This is a genomic window from Moorena sp. SIO1F2 (assembly GCF_010672755.1).
In the GTDB taxonomy this organism is placed as follows: Bacteria; Cyanobacteriota; Cyanobacteriia; order Cyanobacteriales; family Coleofasciculaceae; genus Moorena.
Window position 1 is genome coordinate 1 of record NZ_JAAHFV010000030.1, and the last position, 15472, is coordinate 15472.

The window sequence follows — 15472 nt, forward strand, 5'->3', positions numbered from 1 at the left end:
TCAAGTTTATCAGCTATCAGCCATCAGCCATCAGCTATCAGCTATCAGCTATCAGCGCATAGAGGTCTATTAATAATCGTAGGGTGGGCAGTGCAACGTGGTTTGCAAGCTTAATTATCTGTCTTCTGCTGCACTGCCCACCCTACATGAACTATCAGCTATCAGTTATCAGCAAGAGGTCTATTAATCGTAGGGTGGGCAGTGCAACGTGGTTTGCAAGCTTAATTATCTGTCTTCTGCTGCACTGCCCACCCTACATGAACCTGACCACTGACGGCTGACGGCTGACGGCTGACCGCTTAGGCGATGACCTTAAAATCAGAAATCGTCTCAATCCATACCCGTGCTCCACAATGTAGGGGATCATCTGGGCGATACATCACCCGACAAGGGCCATTGACTTCGACAGTATGACCGTAAGTATTTTTAGAGCCTCGTTTGACCGTAATCACCGGATTGCGTTCGCCGGTGTTGTGATTTTGGCGAATCACTTTCTGATTAACGTGGATGACCGCCTTCGTGTAATTTGTACGCTTTGACCAATTCCGCTTCGGTCCGCGAGTGCCAGGGGTAACTACTGGCATGCCATCAAATAAGGGAATTACCCAAGTTCTACCGACCTTATAAGCTCCTTTGACTCTGCCTTTGCTCAAAAGGAAACGGACGCGAGTGGCAGAGATACCTAGTAATTTAGCGGCTTGTGCGGTAGAAATCATCATGGTGGTAAAACCATTGCTTTAACGATATTGTTATCGTAACACGATTTTTTAGAAGATGCAAGGGGTGGGTGAGAAGTATCGAAAGCATCATGAGTGTTATAAGGGTTATGAGGGTGGTCAGCCAGAAAAACTATTGCATTAACGTCAGGGGTTGTAAGGGCAATGAGGGTTATGAGGGTGGTCGGATAGAAAAACTATTGCATTAATACCAGGGGTGATATGAGTGGTTAGCGTGGGAAGTTAGAAAAACTATTGCATTATCACTATGGGTGCTGTGGGTGATGTGAGTGCATGTCATTAAAGCTGCTTGACCCAGTGGTGCGTTACTGCCCGATTCCCGATTCCCGATTCCCGATTCCCGTTCCCCTCCTGGGAGGGGTTAGGGGTGGGTTCCGATTCCCTGTTCCCTCAACAAAAAAAATTCGGTCAAGTTCTGGTTAATTCCAATGCTTGACCGAATTATTTTTTGTAATAGTCAAGAGCCCTAGGATCCTTGACTATGTGTTCAGCAAATCAACAACATACAAACTTAGGTCTTATACTTCAGACGTCGTACTTTCTCCTGAGTTTTGACTTGTGGCCAGGGATTGGAATCCCTGGCAACTTGCTATCTTAATCTACCAACAGATGTCGAATCAATATACTGATAACCTCACCAGAATTTCCGATCGGTTGAGGAGCGCTCCATTCCTGAACTTGGGCGTAGCCACGGCCATAAAGATTATAGATTGTGACCCGCACGGTTTTGGGAGAACCGATCAATATATGTTTGATTTGCTCCCGTCCTGGCTGGGGTTGGCTAAATAATTCAGGGAGATTAGGATTGTTGGGATTATACTCAAAATTTGGGAGAAAGTTTTCGATGTCCATAATTTTTTGTACTGTTGTTTTTGGGACATTTTTATGTTAATAAATAATTATTTATTTTGTCAAGTAAATTTTCTTTTTTTTAATCCGAAGATATTAATAAAAAAAATAGATTATTTATTATTTTTTGAGCTTAAGTTTGTACTAAGTGCGTTTTTTTAAGGGTATATTTTTTAGCGATCGCGTTTTTTCCGGATGATAAATTAGGGGTGAGGTATTATAATTGAGGAGTGCGATCACATAATCGCTTAATCGCGTAGCAGCTTAGAGCATCGCTACTATGACAAATTTTTTGGTCGGGTATATTTCAAAGCGATCGCGTAGGGGATATTTCCTGATCCTCGTATTTTTATCGGAATTAAAAATTAAAGGAAGTGCTTTACCCCAGTAGCTCATAGCTACTATTGCTTCCTCTAACATTTATCAAAATCATGTAACAAAATATATAGCTTTTAGAGAATTATCAATTCCCTGAAGCCAGAACTACAATTAAAATAATTGAATAAAATAATTAGATATCGATGTTTAAACTATTATTGTCACTTTTGGCTAGTTTGGAAATCCCAAAAATCGTGTCATCTTTCTTAGGTGGTTTAGCGGAAGAAAGAGGTAAAATGATACATCAAAACCTGACTAAACCCAAGATAAAAGAAGCTATCAAAGCGGGAAAAGACGCAGTTAATGAATGGGAAAAACAACTCGATATTCAAGATCGCTTATTTTTTCAAGCTCCCCCGTATGGCTGGAATGGATCTAATAATTTTTTGTTATACTATTTTAGTAATTCGGATGTTTTGGAAGAATTAAATAAACCGTTTATAAATCAAGGTCAGCCTGAGCTGGATATTTTAATCACAGCATTTCAACACCAAGCTAAAACCAAGAAAATTAAACTAAATCAAAAGCGTATTAAGCCTTGGCTTGAAAATTTTATTAATGCTTATGTTCAGCAGACTCCTATTTATACTAAGTATTATGCAGCTAAAAAGGATTATTGTCAACAGTTAGCCAAGTATTTTGATGATGTTAAATTTGCTGGTATTGCTGTGGCTGGTCAAGAAGTAGAAAAATATGATAAATTAGCCCATATTTTTGTAATGCCAGATGTGGTGGAAGACGTGTCAAATCCTAGGGATTTGGCATTGGATCGGTTAGCAGAGGCAAGTGGTGAAAAACCAGAAAGGGCGCTGTTGGAAAAGACAACTCCTAGGAAATTTTTGGCTGATCAATTGTTGAGTCAAAATCAGTCAAGACGAGTAGTGATATTAGGTGCGCCAGGCTCTGGTAAAACCACGTTGATGAGTTATTTTGCCGTAATGTTAGCTCAGAGCAAAGCTGAGGTTTTGGGATTAGATGGTGATACGGACTGGCTACCGATTTTAATTAGGATACGAGACTTGGTGAGACATCCAGATAAAAGCCTGATCGACTATGCCTGGATGTTTGCTGAAAAAACCATGGCCGTCAACACCATACCAGTGGGATTTTTTGACCATTGGTTGTCTGATGGTAGGGCGTTGATATTGCTGGATGGTTTGGATGAAGTAACAGAAGACGCTAAACGGAATGATGTGGTCAGGCGCATCAATAATTTTTTAGGACAGTTTAACAGAAATCGGGCGATTATTACCTCTCGCCCCGCTGGTTATCGACGGGACTTTTTCCGCACTAAGGACTTTCCCCACTATCAAATTGAACCCTTTGATGACCATAAGATTTCGGCTTTTATTGAGAACTGGTATAATAGTCGGTTTAAAGACCAAGCAGAAGCCGAAAGGCGCAAGCAAAGTTTACGAAAGGCGCTGAATGATAATGACCGGATTACCTTGTTGGCACGGAATCCGTTATTGTTGACAATTATTGCGTTAATTCATCGGTATCAAGCAGTATTGCCCAAGGAGCGCCATAAGCTTTATGACAAGGCAGTGGAAACCTTGTTAACCTCTTGGGATGCTAATAAAGAGTTAAGTAGAGATAAATGGTTGACCTATTTGGGTTTGGATGATTTACGCCGGTTGATGGAATCTTTGGGTTATTGCATTCATACCCAGGGAAATGTTGAAGATAACGACAGTGGTACTTTAATTGACAAAGATGATTTGATTGATCAGTTGAAGCAGCAGATTAAAACCATGAAGGAGGTGAAGCTTCATCAGGCCGAGCAAGAGGCAAAACGATTTGTAGAATTGATTCGGGAGCGCACCGGTTTGTTGAATGAGCAAGGGCAAGATTGTTATGGGTTTGTCCATAAAACCTTTCAGGAATATTTGTGTGCTCAAGAGATTGACTATCAGGCGGATAATGATAGAGATTCTAAGATTGTTTTAGCTCCGATTCGGGAGCATTTGCATGACTACCACTGGCGCGAGGTGTTACTATTGCTAATAGCACAACAAAAACCCAAAAATGCGGCGATGGCAATTCGGGCAGTTTTGAATAATAATAGTGACTATGAGCAGTGGTTGCACCGGGATTTGTTGTTAGCTGGTAAGTGTTTGGCGGAAGATCCAAATAATTTGCGTGGTGCTGATCCTGAGTTAGTGCAAAAGATTTTAGAGCGGTTAGTTAAGTTGGAGGTGAGTAGTGATGATCGGGTTGGTAATAATATTCGCAAGCAGGTTTATCAAATAATTTGCAGTTTGTCTGAAACGGATTTTCAAGCACAGGTATTGGAATTGTTGAAACAGCGATTGACCGTAGGTCACGCTACGCGAACGGATTTAATTGGTGAGTGGCGATTGCTAAAGTATCGAGCTGAGTTAGGGGAAAAAGATCAGGTAATTGAAATATGCCTAGAACGACTAAAGGATAATGACTCTGATGTGCGTAGTAGTGCAGTCAATGCCTTGGGTGAATTGGGCAACAGCTCAGACACCGTAGTCAACGGCCTCCTAGCACTGCTTCAGGATAATGACTCTTTTGTGCGTTGGAGGGCAGCTGATGCCTTGGTTAAATTGGGCAAGGGCTCAGAAACCGTAGTCAACGGCCTCCTAGCACTGCTTCAGGATAATGACTCTTTTGTGCGTTGGAGGGCAGCTGATGCCTTGGTTAAATTGGGCAAGGGCTCAGAAACCGTAGTCAACGGCCTCCTAGCACTGCTTCAGGATAATGACTCTAATGTGCGTAGGGAGGCAGCTGATGCCTTGGTTAAATTGGGCAACAGCTCAGACACCGTAGTCAACCGCCTACTAGCACTGCTTGAGGATAATCACTCTTTTGTGCGTAGTAGGGCAGCTGATGCCTTGGTTGAATTGGGCAAGGGCTCAGAAACCGTAGTCAACGGCTTCCTAGCACTGCTTAAGGATGATCGCTCTGATGTGCGTAGTAGTGCAGCTGATGTCTTGGGTAAATTGGGCAACAGCTCAGACACCGTAGTCAACGGCCTCCTAGCACTGCTTAAGGATGATCGCTCTAATGTGCGTAGTAGGGCAGCTGATGCCTTGGGTAAATTGGGCAACAGCTCAGACACCGTAGTCAACCACCTCCTAGCACTGCTTAAGGATGATCGCTCTAATGTGCGTAGTAGGGCAGCTGATGCCTTGGGTAAATTGGGCAACAGCTCAGACACCGTAGTCAACGGCCTCCTAGCACTGCTTAAGGATGATCGCTCTAATGTGCGTAGTAGGGCAGCTGATGCCTTGGGTAAATTGGGCAACAGCTCAGACACCGTAGTCAACGGCCTCCTAGCACTGCTTAAGCATAATCACTCTAATGTGCGTAGTAGTGCAGCTGATGCCTTGGTTGAATTGGGCAAGGGCTCAGAAACCGTAGTCAACGGCCTACTAGCACTGCTTAAGGATCATCGCTCTGATGTGCGTAGTAGTGCAGCTGATGTCTTGGGTAAATTGGGCAACAGCTCAGACACCGTAGTCAAGCCTCTACTAGAACTACTAAAGGATAATAACTCTAATGTGCGTAGGGAGGCAGCTAATGTCTTGGGTAAATTGGGCAACAGCTCAGACACCGTAGTCAAGCCTCTACTAGAACTACTAAAGCATAATCACTCTAATGTGCGTAGGGAGGCAGCTAATGTCTTGGGTAAATTGGGCAACAGCTCAGACACCGTAGTCAACGCTCTACTAGAACTACTAAAGGATAATAACTCTAATGTGCGTAGGGAGGCAGCTAATGTCTTGGGTAAATTGGGCAACAGCTCAGACACCGTAGTGAAGCCTCTACTAGAACTACTAAAGGATAATAACTCTAATGTGCGTAGGGAGGCAGCTAATGTCTTGGGTAAATTGGGCAACAGCTCAGACACCGTAGTGAAGCCTCTACTAGAACTACTAAAGGATAATAACTCTAATGTGCGTAGGGAGGCAGCTGATGCCTTGGATAAATTGGGCAACAGCTCAGACACCGTAGTCAACGCTCTACTAGCAATGCTTGGGAATTCCGAGTCTAATGTGCATCACAGGGCAGTCATAGCCTTGGTTAAATTGGGCAAAACATCCAATCATATTCTTCCTACTGTGATTGAATGGATTGAACAACACCAGGATTCAGACTATGTGGGCAGAGGTATTGATGTGCTGTGGGATTTGGTCGTAGGCGAAGAATAGGGAATAGGGAGTAGGGAGTAGGGAGTAGTAGGAAAGAGATCTAAAGCATTTTTGATTTTCTTATAAATTAAGATATGGTTATGCTACATTAAAAAAATTTGCAGTTTTACAGTATCGTTGTTGTTGGATGCGATCGCATTGCTAATCATCCTACTCATGGAATTAGTTTTGAAGGACGCGATCGCATTTCCCAATTCCCGATTCCCGATTCCCAATTCCCGATTCCCGATTCCCGATTCCCTACTCCCTACTCCCTACTCCCTACTCCCTACTCCCTAACATCCAACCATTGCGATAACACGACATAAAACCCCCAACGGCTCTAAGCCATCGAGGATTAATTAATATTAGCGATTGACCTTTGGTCACGCTACGCGATCGCATTCAGCCTAGGTACGTTTTTTCCTACGCTTCCTTGCCAGCTTCCTCTCCTTAATTTTGGCAGCCACAACACTTGGTTCAATAGGCAATCCTGCTCTAGGAATTACCTGATATTGTCGCTCGTCTTCTAGATTTTTAAGCTTAGTGTAATCAACCCAGTGGATACAATCTACTGGACAAGTGTCTATCGCTTCTTGTATCACGTCTTCTGGGTCGCCATCTTGCCGAAAAACCCGGGATCTACCGTGGTCGGCTTCCATATAAAACGTATTGCGAGCGACGTGGGCGCAGTGTTTACAGCCAATGCAGGTAATTTCATCAACGTAAACACCTTTTTGTCGCAGAATACCCCCTAGCTCTGGCTCAAAACCAGACCGCTCTGGAGCATCTCGAAAGACACCCCCTAACTCTGGTTCTAAACCCGAACGCTCTGGCGTCGGTGAGAACTCAGACATTACGCGCTCCAGCGTTGTACCACTAAACGAATTGAACCATCTTTATTATCTTGTTGCTCAGCAACCTCAAAACCTTGCTTAGCAGTTTCCTTCATTACTGTGTTGTAAGCGTAACGCTGGGTTACCCGTTGTAGGAAACCATCTACAGACCAAGGCTGTTGCCAATACTGAAAATCAGCAACAAGTTCGTAGGCGTTACCATTCCAACTAAAACCGATGTCGTAGTCATTCTCTTGCTCAATCACTACTTCAGCAGTGCGAGTTTGGCCTTGATAACCGCGCACAGGGCTAGGACCAGATTGCCAATCAATCCCTAAGTCATTTAAAGCAGTTTCTAGGGATGAACGGTTACGGATTTGGGTTTTGATAGTGCTGAAATGAGACATGTTTGGTAATTAAACTAATTTACTAACTGGAACACAAATTTACCAATGGCTAACCGTAGCTTGAGTTGTCGCTGTTGCCGACAGTTCAAGCTTTTGGTCGAAGTAATCTGATGTTTTCTCAACAGATACGACTCGTCCTAGCTGAGCTTCAATAGCAGCTGTTACCTCTGCGCAAGATGCTCCGATGATCCCAGTGACTTTTTCCTGGACTCGACCATCTGGATAAATTACAAACTCTAATGTTTCCATAGTCGCCTTAGTGCTCCGTTTATGCCTATTTAGAGGTTGTGGCACCGGTTGTTGCACCAGTCCAGGAGTATCTAATCCCGGATTGATATCACTGATCACTGACCAGTGCTATAGCTGGTCATTAATCAAATGATAATAATTTAGATCATGGCGCAAACAACATTAACATAAGTTTATAGTAAATCGAGTGTCTACTTTAATATTTTGTAAGTTTCTCGTAACTTTAGGGAATAGTCAAGGGGTGGTGTAACCCAAAAATGGTTTATTAACAAGTAAGCTATCAGCTATCAGCTATCAGCTATCAGCTCTCAGCTCTCAGCTTTCAGCTTTCAGCTTTCAGCTATCAGGTATCAGCTATCAGCTATCAGCTATCAGCTTTCAGTTTTCAGCTAAAGGCTGAGGGCTGAGGGCTGACGGCTGACGGCTGACGGCTGACGGCTGACGGCTGACGGCTGAGATTAACAAAATATAGAGAATTGAGGGTACTGGGCAAAGTATGAAGTATGAAGTATGAATTATTAAAGTTCGGCTAAACAGTCTATAAGTTATGAGTGAAACGCAAGTCAGAGGTATAAATAACCCCAAAACCTCTAATCCCAATGGATTAGAGCGAATCAGAGTAGGGGTTTTAGGCTTTGGGGGATTAGGTCAAGCCGCTACCAGAGTTTTAGCTCCTAAGGGAGAAATGCTTTGGGTAGCAGCAGCTGACCGCAAAGGTTATGTTTATGACCCAGCTGGCTTAAATCCTGACCGTTGTATCCAGACCTACCAATCCCAAGGTTCATTGGGTTATGTAGAACCAGGTGGCACTTTAAGTAGCAACAGTATCGAAGACTTAATCCAAAACGCGACAGTAGATGGATATTTCTTAGCACTGCCAAATTTACCGAATACCTTTATGGCATCGGTGGTTCAGCAATTTATTCAATCGGGTTGGCAGGGAGTGTTAGTAGATGCTCTCAAGCGCACTAGTGCTGTAGAGCAACTGTTGCAACTGCAAGATGAATTGCAAGCCGCTGGAATTACCTATATGACTGGCTGCGGTGCTACTCCAGGACTATTGACCGCTGCTGCTGCGATCGCATCTCAAAGCTATGCCGAGATTCACAGTGTCAACATTACCTTTGGGGTAGGGATTGCTAACTGGGAAGCCTATCGAGCCACCATTCGAGAAGATATTGCTCACCTTCCCGGTTATGATGTAGAACGAGCCAAAGCCATGAGTGATGCTGAAGTCGAAGCGTTATTAGATCAAACCCAAGGCATCATCAGCCTAGAGAATATGGAACATGCTGATGATGTGATGCTGGAACTAGCAGGGATTTGCTCACGCGATCGCGTTTCTGTGGGTGGTGTCGTGGATACCCGCAATCCTAAAAAACCCCTCAGTACCAATGTCCAAATCACAGGTCGCACCTTTGAGGGTAAGATTTCCACTCACACCTTTACCCTTGGTGATGAAACCAGCATGGCGGCTAATGTCTGTGGTCCCGCCTTTGGCTATCTAAAAGCTGGAGTTTCCCTACATCACAAGGGTATTTATGGTCTATTGACTGCTGCTGAAGTCATGCCGCAGTTTGTGAAATAGTCGGTTTTAGGGAGTAGGGAGTAGGGAGTAGGGAGTAGGGAGTAGGGAATCGGGAATCGGGAATCGGGAATAGTGCGTAGGGTGCGTTAGGGGCGGACTTCCTATGATTTTCCGCCTCAACGCCCGGGTTGGGATAGTCCGCCCCGTAACGCACCACCTTTGGGCGACCCCTCTTCTGTTTATAGTGCGTAGGGTGCGTTAGGGGCGGAAAGCCCATGATTTTCCGCCTCAACGCCCGGGTTGGGATAGTCCGCCCCGTAACGCACCACCTTTGGGCGAGCCCTCTTCTGTTTATAGCTGAGAAAAACGCTATACTAAAATAATTTCCTGATAATTACCCTTAATCAAAATCTCCCCACACTCCCTATCTCCCACACTCCCTATCTCCCCATCTCCCTATCTCCCCATCTCCCTATCTCCCCATTTCCCCATTTCCCCATCTCCCCATCTCCCCATCTCCTCACCCTTTTCAACTAAGCTGGATTTTTCATCCTGTTCCAGACTAATGGTATCGGTCGTTTGTACCACAAATGGTAAACTAGCCCCTAGTAAGCCTCGCTGAATCCGTTGGGGTGTCTCTGGGAAAACCACAAAGAGGGGATAGATACGGTTTACGCCATCACTGAGAATGTGTTGATAGCCAGGAGGCATTAGCCATTCATAGTCTTTGTCCAGTAAAACTTGGGTCTGACGCCAGCGACTGAGCAAGTCAGAAAAGTCTTCATGGGGACGATGGATGAATAGGAGAATCTCTATCTCCATCTTGACTTTCCATTCCGGATCACACATTACCATAGCTAGATCACAGGGCAAACCTACCGCTTCGGTAACAGTGCCATGGCTAACACTTTTATGCCCTAAGGAGGATGGCGAGTGACGAATTCTCACTACTGGCAAGGGAATGGTGATCACACTCTCGTAAGGTCGGCGCATACTAGGAATCATTTCCAGGTAAGGTCGATAGGATTTCAGGAGTGCGATCGCACCATCATGGTTACTATACTCTGCTAGCCAAGCTTCGTAATCAGATTTCTGAACAGGCATCGAATTAGCCCAGAGTGTCAAACACTTTAAACATTGGTAAATACATAGATACCAATATCACACCAACCATGCCTCCCAAAACTACAATCATAATTGGTTCCAAGATACTAGTTAGTGCTTTAACCGCTTGCTCGACTTCATCTTCATAGAAGTCAGCAACTTTCATCACCATAGAATCCAACTCCCCCGTCTCTTCCCCAATACTAATCATTTGAATTGCTAAAGGAGGAAAAACGTTTTCTCGTTGTAAGGCCAGGCTAATCATCCCACCCTGTTGAATCTCATACTTAGCTGAGTCAATAGCATTAGCAATTACCTGGTTACCCGCTGTATCTCTTACAATATCTAAAGAATTCAGGATCGGTACTCCCGAACGAGTTAAGGAGCCAAACACTCGGCAAAAGCGAGCTACAGAGCCTTTTTCATTCAACTCACCAAACAGGGGAATTTTCAACTGCAAAGCATCAATTTGCAACTTACCCATTGGGGTTTTATAGTAATACTTAAAAGCTGTAACTAATACAATTACAACAGCAATGGGAATCAATACTTTCCAACTTCTAAGGATGCCGCTCAACCATAGCATAAACTTAGTTAAAGCTGGCAATTCCGTTCCTAAATCTTGAAATATCCCAGCAAAGATTGGGATCAGAAACATCGTCATTGCCAGAAAAACCAGTAGGGCTAAGAAACCTACCACACTAGGGTAAGCCATAGCTGATTTGATTTGGTTTTGCAGCCGATTCATATCTTCTAGCAGCTTAGCTAATCGGTTGAGCACTTCATCAAGCACACCCCCAACCTCCCCAGCCTGAACCATACTCACGTAAAGAGTATCAAAACAATCTGGATGCTTACGCATAGCATCCGATAGATTAGTTCCTTGTTGGACCTCGCCACTGATGTTCATCAAAGCCTTTTTCAGCTTAGGATTAGAACACTGTTCCCCTAATACCCCAAGACAGCGGACGATAGCCACACCAGCATTAACCATAGCGGCAAACTGACGAGAAAAGACCGCTTTGTCTTTGATCGTGACATTGGTAAATTTTTCGGAAAGGTCAGACAGGCTAAAGCTAACATCTAAGCTTTTCTTGACGCTGCCAACAGCAGAATACCGATTTTCTAGGATGCTGCGGGCTTGTTCAGGAGTAGCAGCTTCAATTTTTTGTTTTTTGGATTTGCCTGATTTGTCCCGAACTTGAGCAATAAAAGTAGGCATGGCTTTTTTCTAGATTAAGTCTAATCGCAAGTTTTATGATAAGAGTAGTTGCTTCCTCTAGACTAGCGATAAGCCGTTAGCTATCAGCTGTCAGCCGTCAGCTTAAGATAAACCTCGAAAGGGATAATTTAATATTAAGAGATTTTAGAGAATTGAAAGTCTTGGGAAAAGCCCATCAAAGCTGATAGCTGATAGCTGATAGCTGATAGCTTACGACTAGCGAGTCGCCTTCGCTCTAACGCCCTTAGCATTCATCCCTCCAGAACCAGCAAGGATACGTTGCAATTCATCGGGTTTAGAACTTTTACTAAGTGCTACTTCCAAAGAGATCAAGCCAGATTTAACCTGATTCGCTAAAGCTTGTTCCAGGGTCTGCATTCCCAATTTCATACCGGTTTGGATAGCAGAATAAACTTGAGAAGTTTTTCCTTCCCGGATCAGGTTAGAAATAGCTGGTGTCACTACCATGATTTCCTGAGCCATAGTCCTACCAAACTCACCAGGTTTAGGATTTTTCTTCGGTACTAGACATTGACTAAATACTGCAATCAAAGAGTTAGACAGCTGAGCTCGGATTTGAGCTTGCTGTCCAGATGGGAACACATCAATGATCCTGTCTACAGTTTGAGCAGCTGAGTTAGTGTGTAGCGTTGCAAATACCAAGTGACCGGTTTCAGCTGCGGAAATAGCAAGAGCAATTGTTTCCATATCCCGCATTTCACCCACCAAAATCACATCCGGGTCTTCCCGCAGTGCCCCCTTCAAGGCATTGGCAAAGCTCTTGGTATCTTCACCTTTTTGACGTTGGTGAATCAAGCTCTTGATGTTAGGAAACACATATTCTATCGGGTCTTCCACTGTCAGAATATGTTCTGCCCGAGTGCGGTTAATTAAGTCAATCATGGCTGCTAGGGTAGTGGTTTTCCCAGAACCCGTGGGTCCGGTGACCAATACCATTCCCCTTGGTCGTTCACTCATCGACCGCACCACATCCGGTAAACCCAATTTTTCAAAGTTAGGAATCTTGGAAGACAAAGCCCTCAAGCAAGCCGCATAGCAACCCCGTTCTTTGTAAACATTGACACGGAAACGAGCCAACCCCTTGACACCATAGGAACAATCAAGTTCCCAGTTTTGCTCCAATTCCTTACGCTGTGAATTGTTAAGCATACTGAAAATCAATCGCTGACAGGCTTGAGGGTTCAGGGCTTGGTCATCAATGGGTTGGAGTTTACCACTGACGCGGAAGTAGACTGGCGCACCCGCTTGGATGTGCATATCTGACCCCCCCATCTCAATCATCTGCTCCATCAAGTCTTCAATCATCAGTTCCATAATGTTGTCTCCCTTAAAAACCTCAGTAGTCGTTAGTGATTAGTCATTAGTCAAAATAAAATAGCCAATTGTTCAAACAATATACTAATAACTAAATTAATTTTGAAAACGCGGTGTCATACAGTAAGGACAGTCTAGCCACTCCGGCTGTAATTGAGCTGAGCAAGTGACACAGGTTAGAGAACTCTTGCGCTTAGCTTTGAGTTCTGCCTCTAAGCCGGAATCAGTAAAGGTTACTCGTTCCACTTCTTCAAAGGTGGTGTAACCTTCCTTTACCAAATTCAAGCTATAGGCTAATATGGTGATCATCCCTTCCTCTACAGCAGCTTCCTTAATCTCCTCCGTGGGGGCACCTTCGTTGATTAAGGCTTGGAGGTTTTCAGAGATGCGCATAACTTCATAAACACCAACCCGTCCTTTGTAACCAATACCATTACAGGTTTTACAGAGTGTACCTTGTGCCCTAGCTTCAGCAATTTGCTCCGGTGTCAGGGTATTGGCGCGATAGATGGTAATCCCCCCTTCTCTAGAGGATGATAAACCATAGCGCGCTAGTTCCGCAGAACTTGGTTGGTAAGAAATGCGGCAATTGGAACAAACACGCCGCATCAATCGTTGAGCTAACACTCCCAGCAAGGCACCAGAAACCATGAAGGGTTCAACACCCATTTCATCTAAACGAGCGATCGCACCAGCCGCATCATTAGTGTGTAGAGTAGTCAATACTAAGTGACCAGTCAAAGCTGCTTCAATCGCGGTTTTAGCTGTTTCTTTGTCTCGGGTCTCACCCACCAGAATCACGTCCGGGTCTTGGCGCAGAAAGGCTCGTAGAATTGAGGCAAAATTCATGCCTTTTTCCCGGATAACTTGCACTTGGGTAATCCCAGGTAAGGAATACTCAATCGGGTCTTCTGCAGTACTGATATTCACGCCAGGGTCATTACGTTCTGCCAGTATTGAATACAAGGTTGTTGATTTCCCCGATCCCGTCGGACCCGTCACCAAGATTAATCCAAAGGGACGCTTAGCCATTTCCCTCACCAATTCTAAGGTGTCTGGGTCTGTGATCAACTTATCCAACCCCAACTGGGTGGATTCGTTATCTAGGATCCGCAGAACCACCTTTTCCCCATAACGACTGGGCAAGGTATTGACCCGAAAGTCAACTTTCCGCCCCTGGAACATACGCCGAATTTTACCGTCTTGGGGTAAGCGTCTTTCCGCAATGTCGAGATCTGCCATGATTTTGAAACGAGCCGCCACCGCTGTATGTATTCGCTGTGGTAAGGCATCAAAGGCTTGACGCAGTACACCATCTTTGCGATAGCGCACCCGCAACTGATCCTCTTGGGGTTCAATGTGAATGTCAGAAACCCCTTCTTGTAAAGCCTTAGCCAGGATTTTGTTAACCAGGTTGATGATTGGAGCTCCCCCGGCCTCATTCAAAGAAGAATCTAGGTCTGCTTCCGCTTCCTCTGGGGCATCCTGTAAACTCTCAAATGAGCCTAAATTCTCTAAATCCTCCTTTACATCTACGGATTTTTGTTGATCTAATTGCTTTTGCCGTGCCAACTGATCGTCAAGATACTGACTAATGATTTGCTGATAGTCTTCTTTAGTGATTACCATCCGTTGCAACTTGATTCCCTGAGGTCGTAGAATCCGATTCAAATCATCCTGGGCTTCTAGATCATCAGGAGAAACCATTGCCACCAAAACCGATGGCGGCTCAGTTTCATGCTTAGATATCGGGAGCAGGTGATAGCGACGGCAAATATCAATAGGAATCAGGGTTTCGATCAAGCCACCGACTTGCTGAGTAGAAATATCACTAATTTCGGGATCTAGAGACTCAACACCAAACAGAACTTTCAGTTCAAACAACTGCTGTTTCTTGTATTGGCGGATCAAGTCCGGTGGTAACTGACGTCCGGTCATTGCTTCGATGACTTCCGTCAGGGGTCTTCCGGACTTGCGAGTTTCCAGCCAAGCTTCCTGCATCTGGTCAGCATTAACGTAACCAGCCTGAATCAGTTTATTGCCAAAGGGAGAAAAATCGTTACGGACTACTAGGGCGCGTCGTTGAGATGAGGAGTAAGTCATGACGGAATAGGAAGTCTCCTTACTTTACACAGTATTCCCAAAAGCCTTATGTTAAATAACATAGGAGTGGCAGCCACTCCCTTATTTTTACGTTTTAGTTAGATTGACGGACTCGGATAATTTGTCGTAGCTAAATATCACATTATACATCATAAAAACTCAGCCAACTCATTCGCTGTATAATTATTATCAACCCCTAATCCATCAAGGTGGTTCACAATCTCAGATGCTAGATTTTGATTAATGACTGATTTAGCCACAACATTCAACTATGCAACAAGACCAGCAAAAGTATGCAACAAGACCAGGCAACGGAAGTAGCGCCATCAAGGACAGTCCGTGGAAAAACCACAGTCGGTGGGCAAGTAAGGGTACAGGCCATAAGGATCTGATCGGCGACCCTGTCCTTGACCAGCATTTTTGCTGACGGAGGGCTTGGAAGACCAGACAGTTGAGGTAAGTAGTCTGAGGTCGCAACAACTCTCAATGAGCTTATAAACCCATGGTATAGTCGTTAGACTTAACTAGGTTAGTTTACAAAATTTGCTGGAAAATTGGTTG

General features: G+C 44.4%; 15 protein-coding genes. 4 read left to right on the top strand and 11 right to left on the bottom strand.

The features are described 5' to 3' along the window. Window positions 1–299: 299 nt before the first annotated feature. Window positions 300–719, bottom strand: a complete 420-nt coding sequence (locus F6J94_RS06330; RefSeq protein ID WP_293038173.1) for a helix-turn-helix domain-containing protein — start codon at window positions 717–719, stop codon at window positions 300–302. Between the two features lie 307 nt (window positions 720–1026). On the opposite strand from F6J94_RS06330, the gene F6J94_RS06335 reads away from it, so the two are divergent. Continuing rightward, on the top strand, window positions 1027–1173 hold the full coding sequence (locus F6J94_RS06335) for a hypothetical protein (RefSeq protein WP_293038176.1): 147 nt from the start codon (window positions 1027–1029) through the stop codon (window positions 1171–1173). A 158-nt stretch (window positions 1174–1331) separates the two neighbouring features. Here the strand turns inward: F6J94_RS06335 and F6J94_RS06340 are convergent, their stop codons facing one another. Beyond that, entirely contained in the window at window positions 1332–1589 is a 258-nt protein-coding gene (locus tag F6J94_RS06340) for a hypothetical protein (RefSeq protein ID WP_293038179.1), read from the bottom strand. Window positions 1590–1850: 261 nt separating this feature from the next. Further along, window positions 1851–1982: a hypothetical protein gene (locus F6J94_RS06345; protein WP_293038182.1), complete on the bottom strand. Its 132-nt coding sequence runs from the start codon at window positions 1980–1982 to the stop codon at window positions 1851–1853. Between the two features lie 125 nt (window positions 1983–2107). Between F6J94_RS06345 and F6J94_RS06350 the strand changes: the two genes are divergently transcribed. Further along, a complete protein-coding gene (locus F6J94_RS06350) occupies window positions 2108–6148 on the top strand; it encodes a HEAT repeat domain-containing protein (RefSeq protein WP_293038185.1) in 4041 nt (1346 codons plus the stop codon). A gap of 98 nt (window positions 6149–6246) precedes the next feature. Continuing rightward, window positions 6247–6456 carry a hypothetical protein gene (locus tag F6J94_RS06355; RefSeq protein WP_293038188.1) on the top strand — a complete coding sequence of 70 codons (210 nt, stop codon included), beginning with the start codon at window positions 6247–6249 and terminating at the stop codon, window positions 6454–6456. Between the two features lie 81 nt (window positions 6457–6537). Here F6J94_RS06355 and F6J94_RS06360 read toward each other — a convergent pair whose 3' ends face one another. From F6J94_RS06360 to F6J94_RS06370, 3 genes are read right to left on the bottom strand one after another with little or no spacing between them, the layout of a single operon-like run. Further along, the gene (locus F6J94_RS06360) at window positions 6538–6984 is read right to left on the bottom strand and encodes a ferredoxin (protein ID WP_293038191.1); all 447 of its coding nucleotides are present in this window, start codon (window positions 6982–6984) and stop codon (window positions 6538–6540) included. Beyond that, the gene (locus tag F6J94_RS06365) at window positions 6984–7370 is read right to left on the bottom strand and encodes a DUF1257 domain-containing protein (protein ID WP_293038194.1); all 387 of its coding nucleotides are present in this window, start codon (window positions 7368–7370) and stop codon (window positions 6984–6986) included. Before F6J94_RS06365 ends, F6J94_RS06360 begins: the two co-directional genes overlap by 1 nt. A 39-nt stretch (window positions 7371–7409) precedes the next feature. Beyond that, window positions 7410–7619, bottom strand: a complete 210-nt coding sequence (locus tag F6J94_RS06370; RefSeq protein WP_071108026.1) for a DUF2997 domain-containing protein — start codon at window positions 7617–7619, stop codon at window positions 7410–7412. Between the two features lie 547 nt (window positions 7620–8166). On the opposite strand from F6J94_RS06370, the gene F6J94_RS06375 reads away from it, so the two are divergent. Next, complete coding sequence (locus F6J94_RS06375) at window positions 8167–9207, top strand: saccharopine dehydrogenase-like oxidoreductase (RefSeq protein WP_293038197.1); 1041 nt, start codon at window positions 8167–8169, stop codon at window positions 9205–9207. Here the strand turns inward: F6J94_RS06375 and F6J94_RS06380 are convergent. The 5 genes from F6J94_RS06380 to F6J94_RS06400 form a co-directional block, all read right to left on the bottom strand. Beyond that, entirely contained in the window at window positions 9185–9424 is a 240-nt protein-coding gene (locus F6J94_RS06380) for a hypothetical protein (RefSeq protein WP_293038200.1), read from the bottom strand. The two genes, F6J94_RS06375 and F6J94_RS06380, sit on opposite strands and share 23 nt — an antisense overlap. 179 nt (window positions 9425–9603) lie before the next feature. Then, window positions 9604–10251: a hypothetical protein gene (locus F6J94_RS06385; protein ID WP_293038203.1), complete on the bottom strand. Its 648-nt coding sequence runs from the start codon at window positions 10249–10251 to the stop codon at window positions 9604–9606. A 4-nt stretch (window positions 10252–10255) separates the two neighbouring features. After that, window positions 10256–11473 carry a type II secretion system F family protein gene (locus F6J94_RS06390; protein ID WP_293038206.1) on the bottom strand — a complete coding sequence of 406 codons (1218 nt, stop codon included), beginning with the start codon at window positions 11471–11473 and terminating at the stop codon, window positions 10256–10258. Window positions 11474–11689: 216 nt separating this feature from the next. Then, on the bottom strand, window positions 11690–12808 hold the full coding sequence (locus F6J94_RS06395; protein ID WP_293026952.1) for a type IV pilus twitching motility protein PilT: 1119 nt from the start codon (window positions 12806–12808) through the stop codon (window positions 11690–11692). Between the two features lie 96 nt (window positions 12809–12904). Continuing rightward, window positions 12905–14911, bottom strand: coding sequence for a GspE/PulE family protein (locus F6J94_RS06400; protein ID WP_293038210.1), 2007 nt, complete (start codon window positions 14909–14911; stop codon window positions 12905–12907). Between the last annotated feature and the right edge of the window lie 561 nt (window positions 14912–15472).

What these genes read in the sequence shown, in the direction of transcription:
- F6J94_RS06350 (WP_293038185.1), top strand. Translation starts at nt 2,108, where the DNA reads ATGTTTAAACTATTATTGTCACTTTTGGCTAGTTTGGAAATCCCAAAA.
- F6J94_RS06365 (WP_293038194.1), bottom strand. Translation starts at nt 7,370, where the DNA reads ATGTCTCATTTCAGCACTATCAAAACCCAAATCCGTAACCGTTCATCC.
- F6J94_RS06380 (WP_293038200.1), bottom strand. Translation starts at nt 9,424, where the DNA reads ATGGGCTTTCCGCCCCTAACGCACCCTACGCACTATAAACAGAAGAGG.
- F6J94_RS06330 (WP_293038173.1), bottom strand. Translation starts at nt 719, where the DNA reads ATGATGATTTCTACCGCACAAGCCGCTAAATTACTAGGTATCTCTGCC.
- F6J94_RS06390 (WP_293038206.1), bottom strand. Translation starts at nt 11,473, where the DNA reads ATGCCTACTTTTATTGCTCAAGTTCGGGACAAATCAGGCAAATCCAAA.
- F6J94_RS06345 (WP_293038182.1), bottom strand. Translation starts at nt 1,982, where the DNA reads ATGAGCTACTGGGGTAAAGCACTTCCTTTAATTTTTAATTCCGATAAA.
- F6J94_RS06360 (WP_293038191.1), bottom strand. Translation starts at nt 6,984, where the DNA reads ATGTCTGAGTTCTCACCGACGCCAGAGCGTTCGGGTTTAGAACCAGAG.
- F6J94_RS06375 (WP_293038197.1), top strand. Translation starts at nt 8,167, where the DNA reads ATGAGTGAAACGCAAGTCAGAGGTATAAATAACCCCAAAACCTCTAAT.
- F6J94_RS06385 (WP_293038203.1), bottom strand. Translation starts at nt 10,251, where the DNA reads ATGCCTGTTCAGAAATCTGATTACGAAGCTTGGCTAGCAGAGTATAGT.
- F6J94_RS06400 (WP_293038210.1), bottom strand. Translation starts at nt 14,911, where the DNA reads ATGACTTACTCCTCATCTCAACGACGCGCCCTAGTAGTCCGTAACGAT.
- F6J94_RS06340 (WP_293038179.1), bottom strand. Translation starts at nt 1,589, where the DNA reads ATGGACATCGAAAACTTTCTCCCAAATTTTGAGTATAATCCCAACAAT.
- F6J94_RS06395 (WP_293026952.1), bottom strand. Translation starts at nt 12,808, where the DNA reads ATGGAACTGATGATTGAAGACTTGATGGAGCAGATGATTGAGATGGGG.
- F6J94_RS06370 (WP_071108026.1), bottom strand. Translation starts at nt 7,619, where the DNA reads ATGGAAACATTAGAGTTTGTAATTTATCCAGATGGTCGAGTCCAGGAA.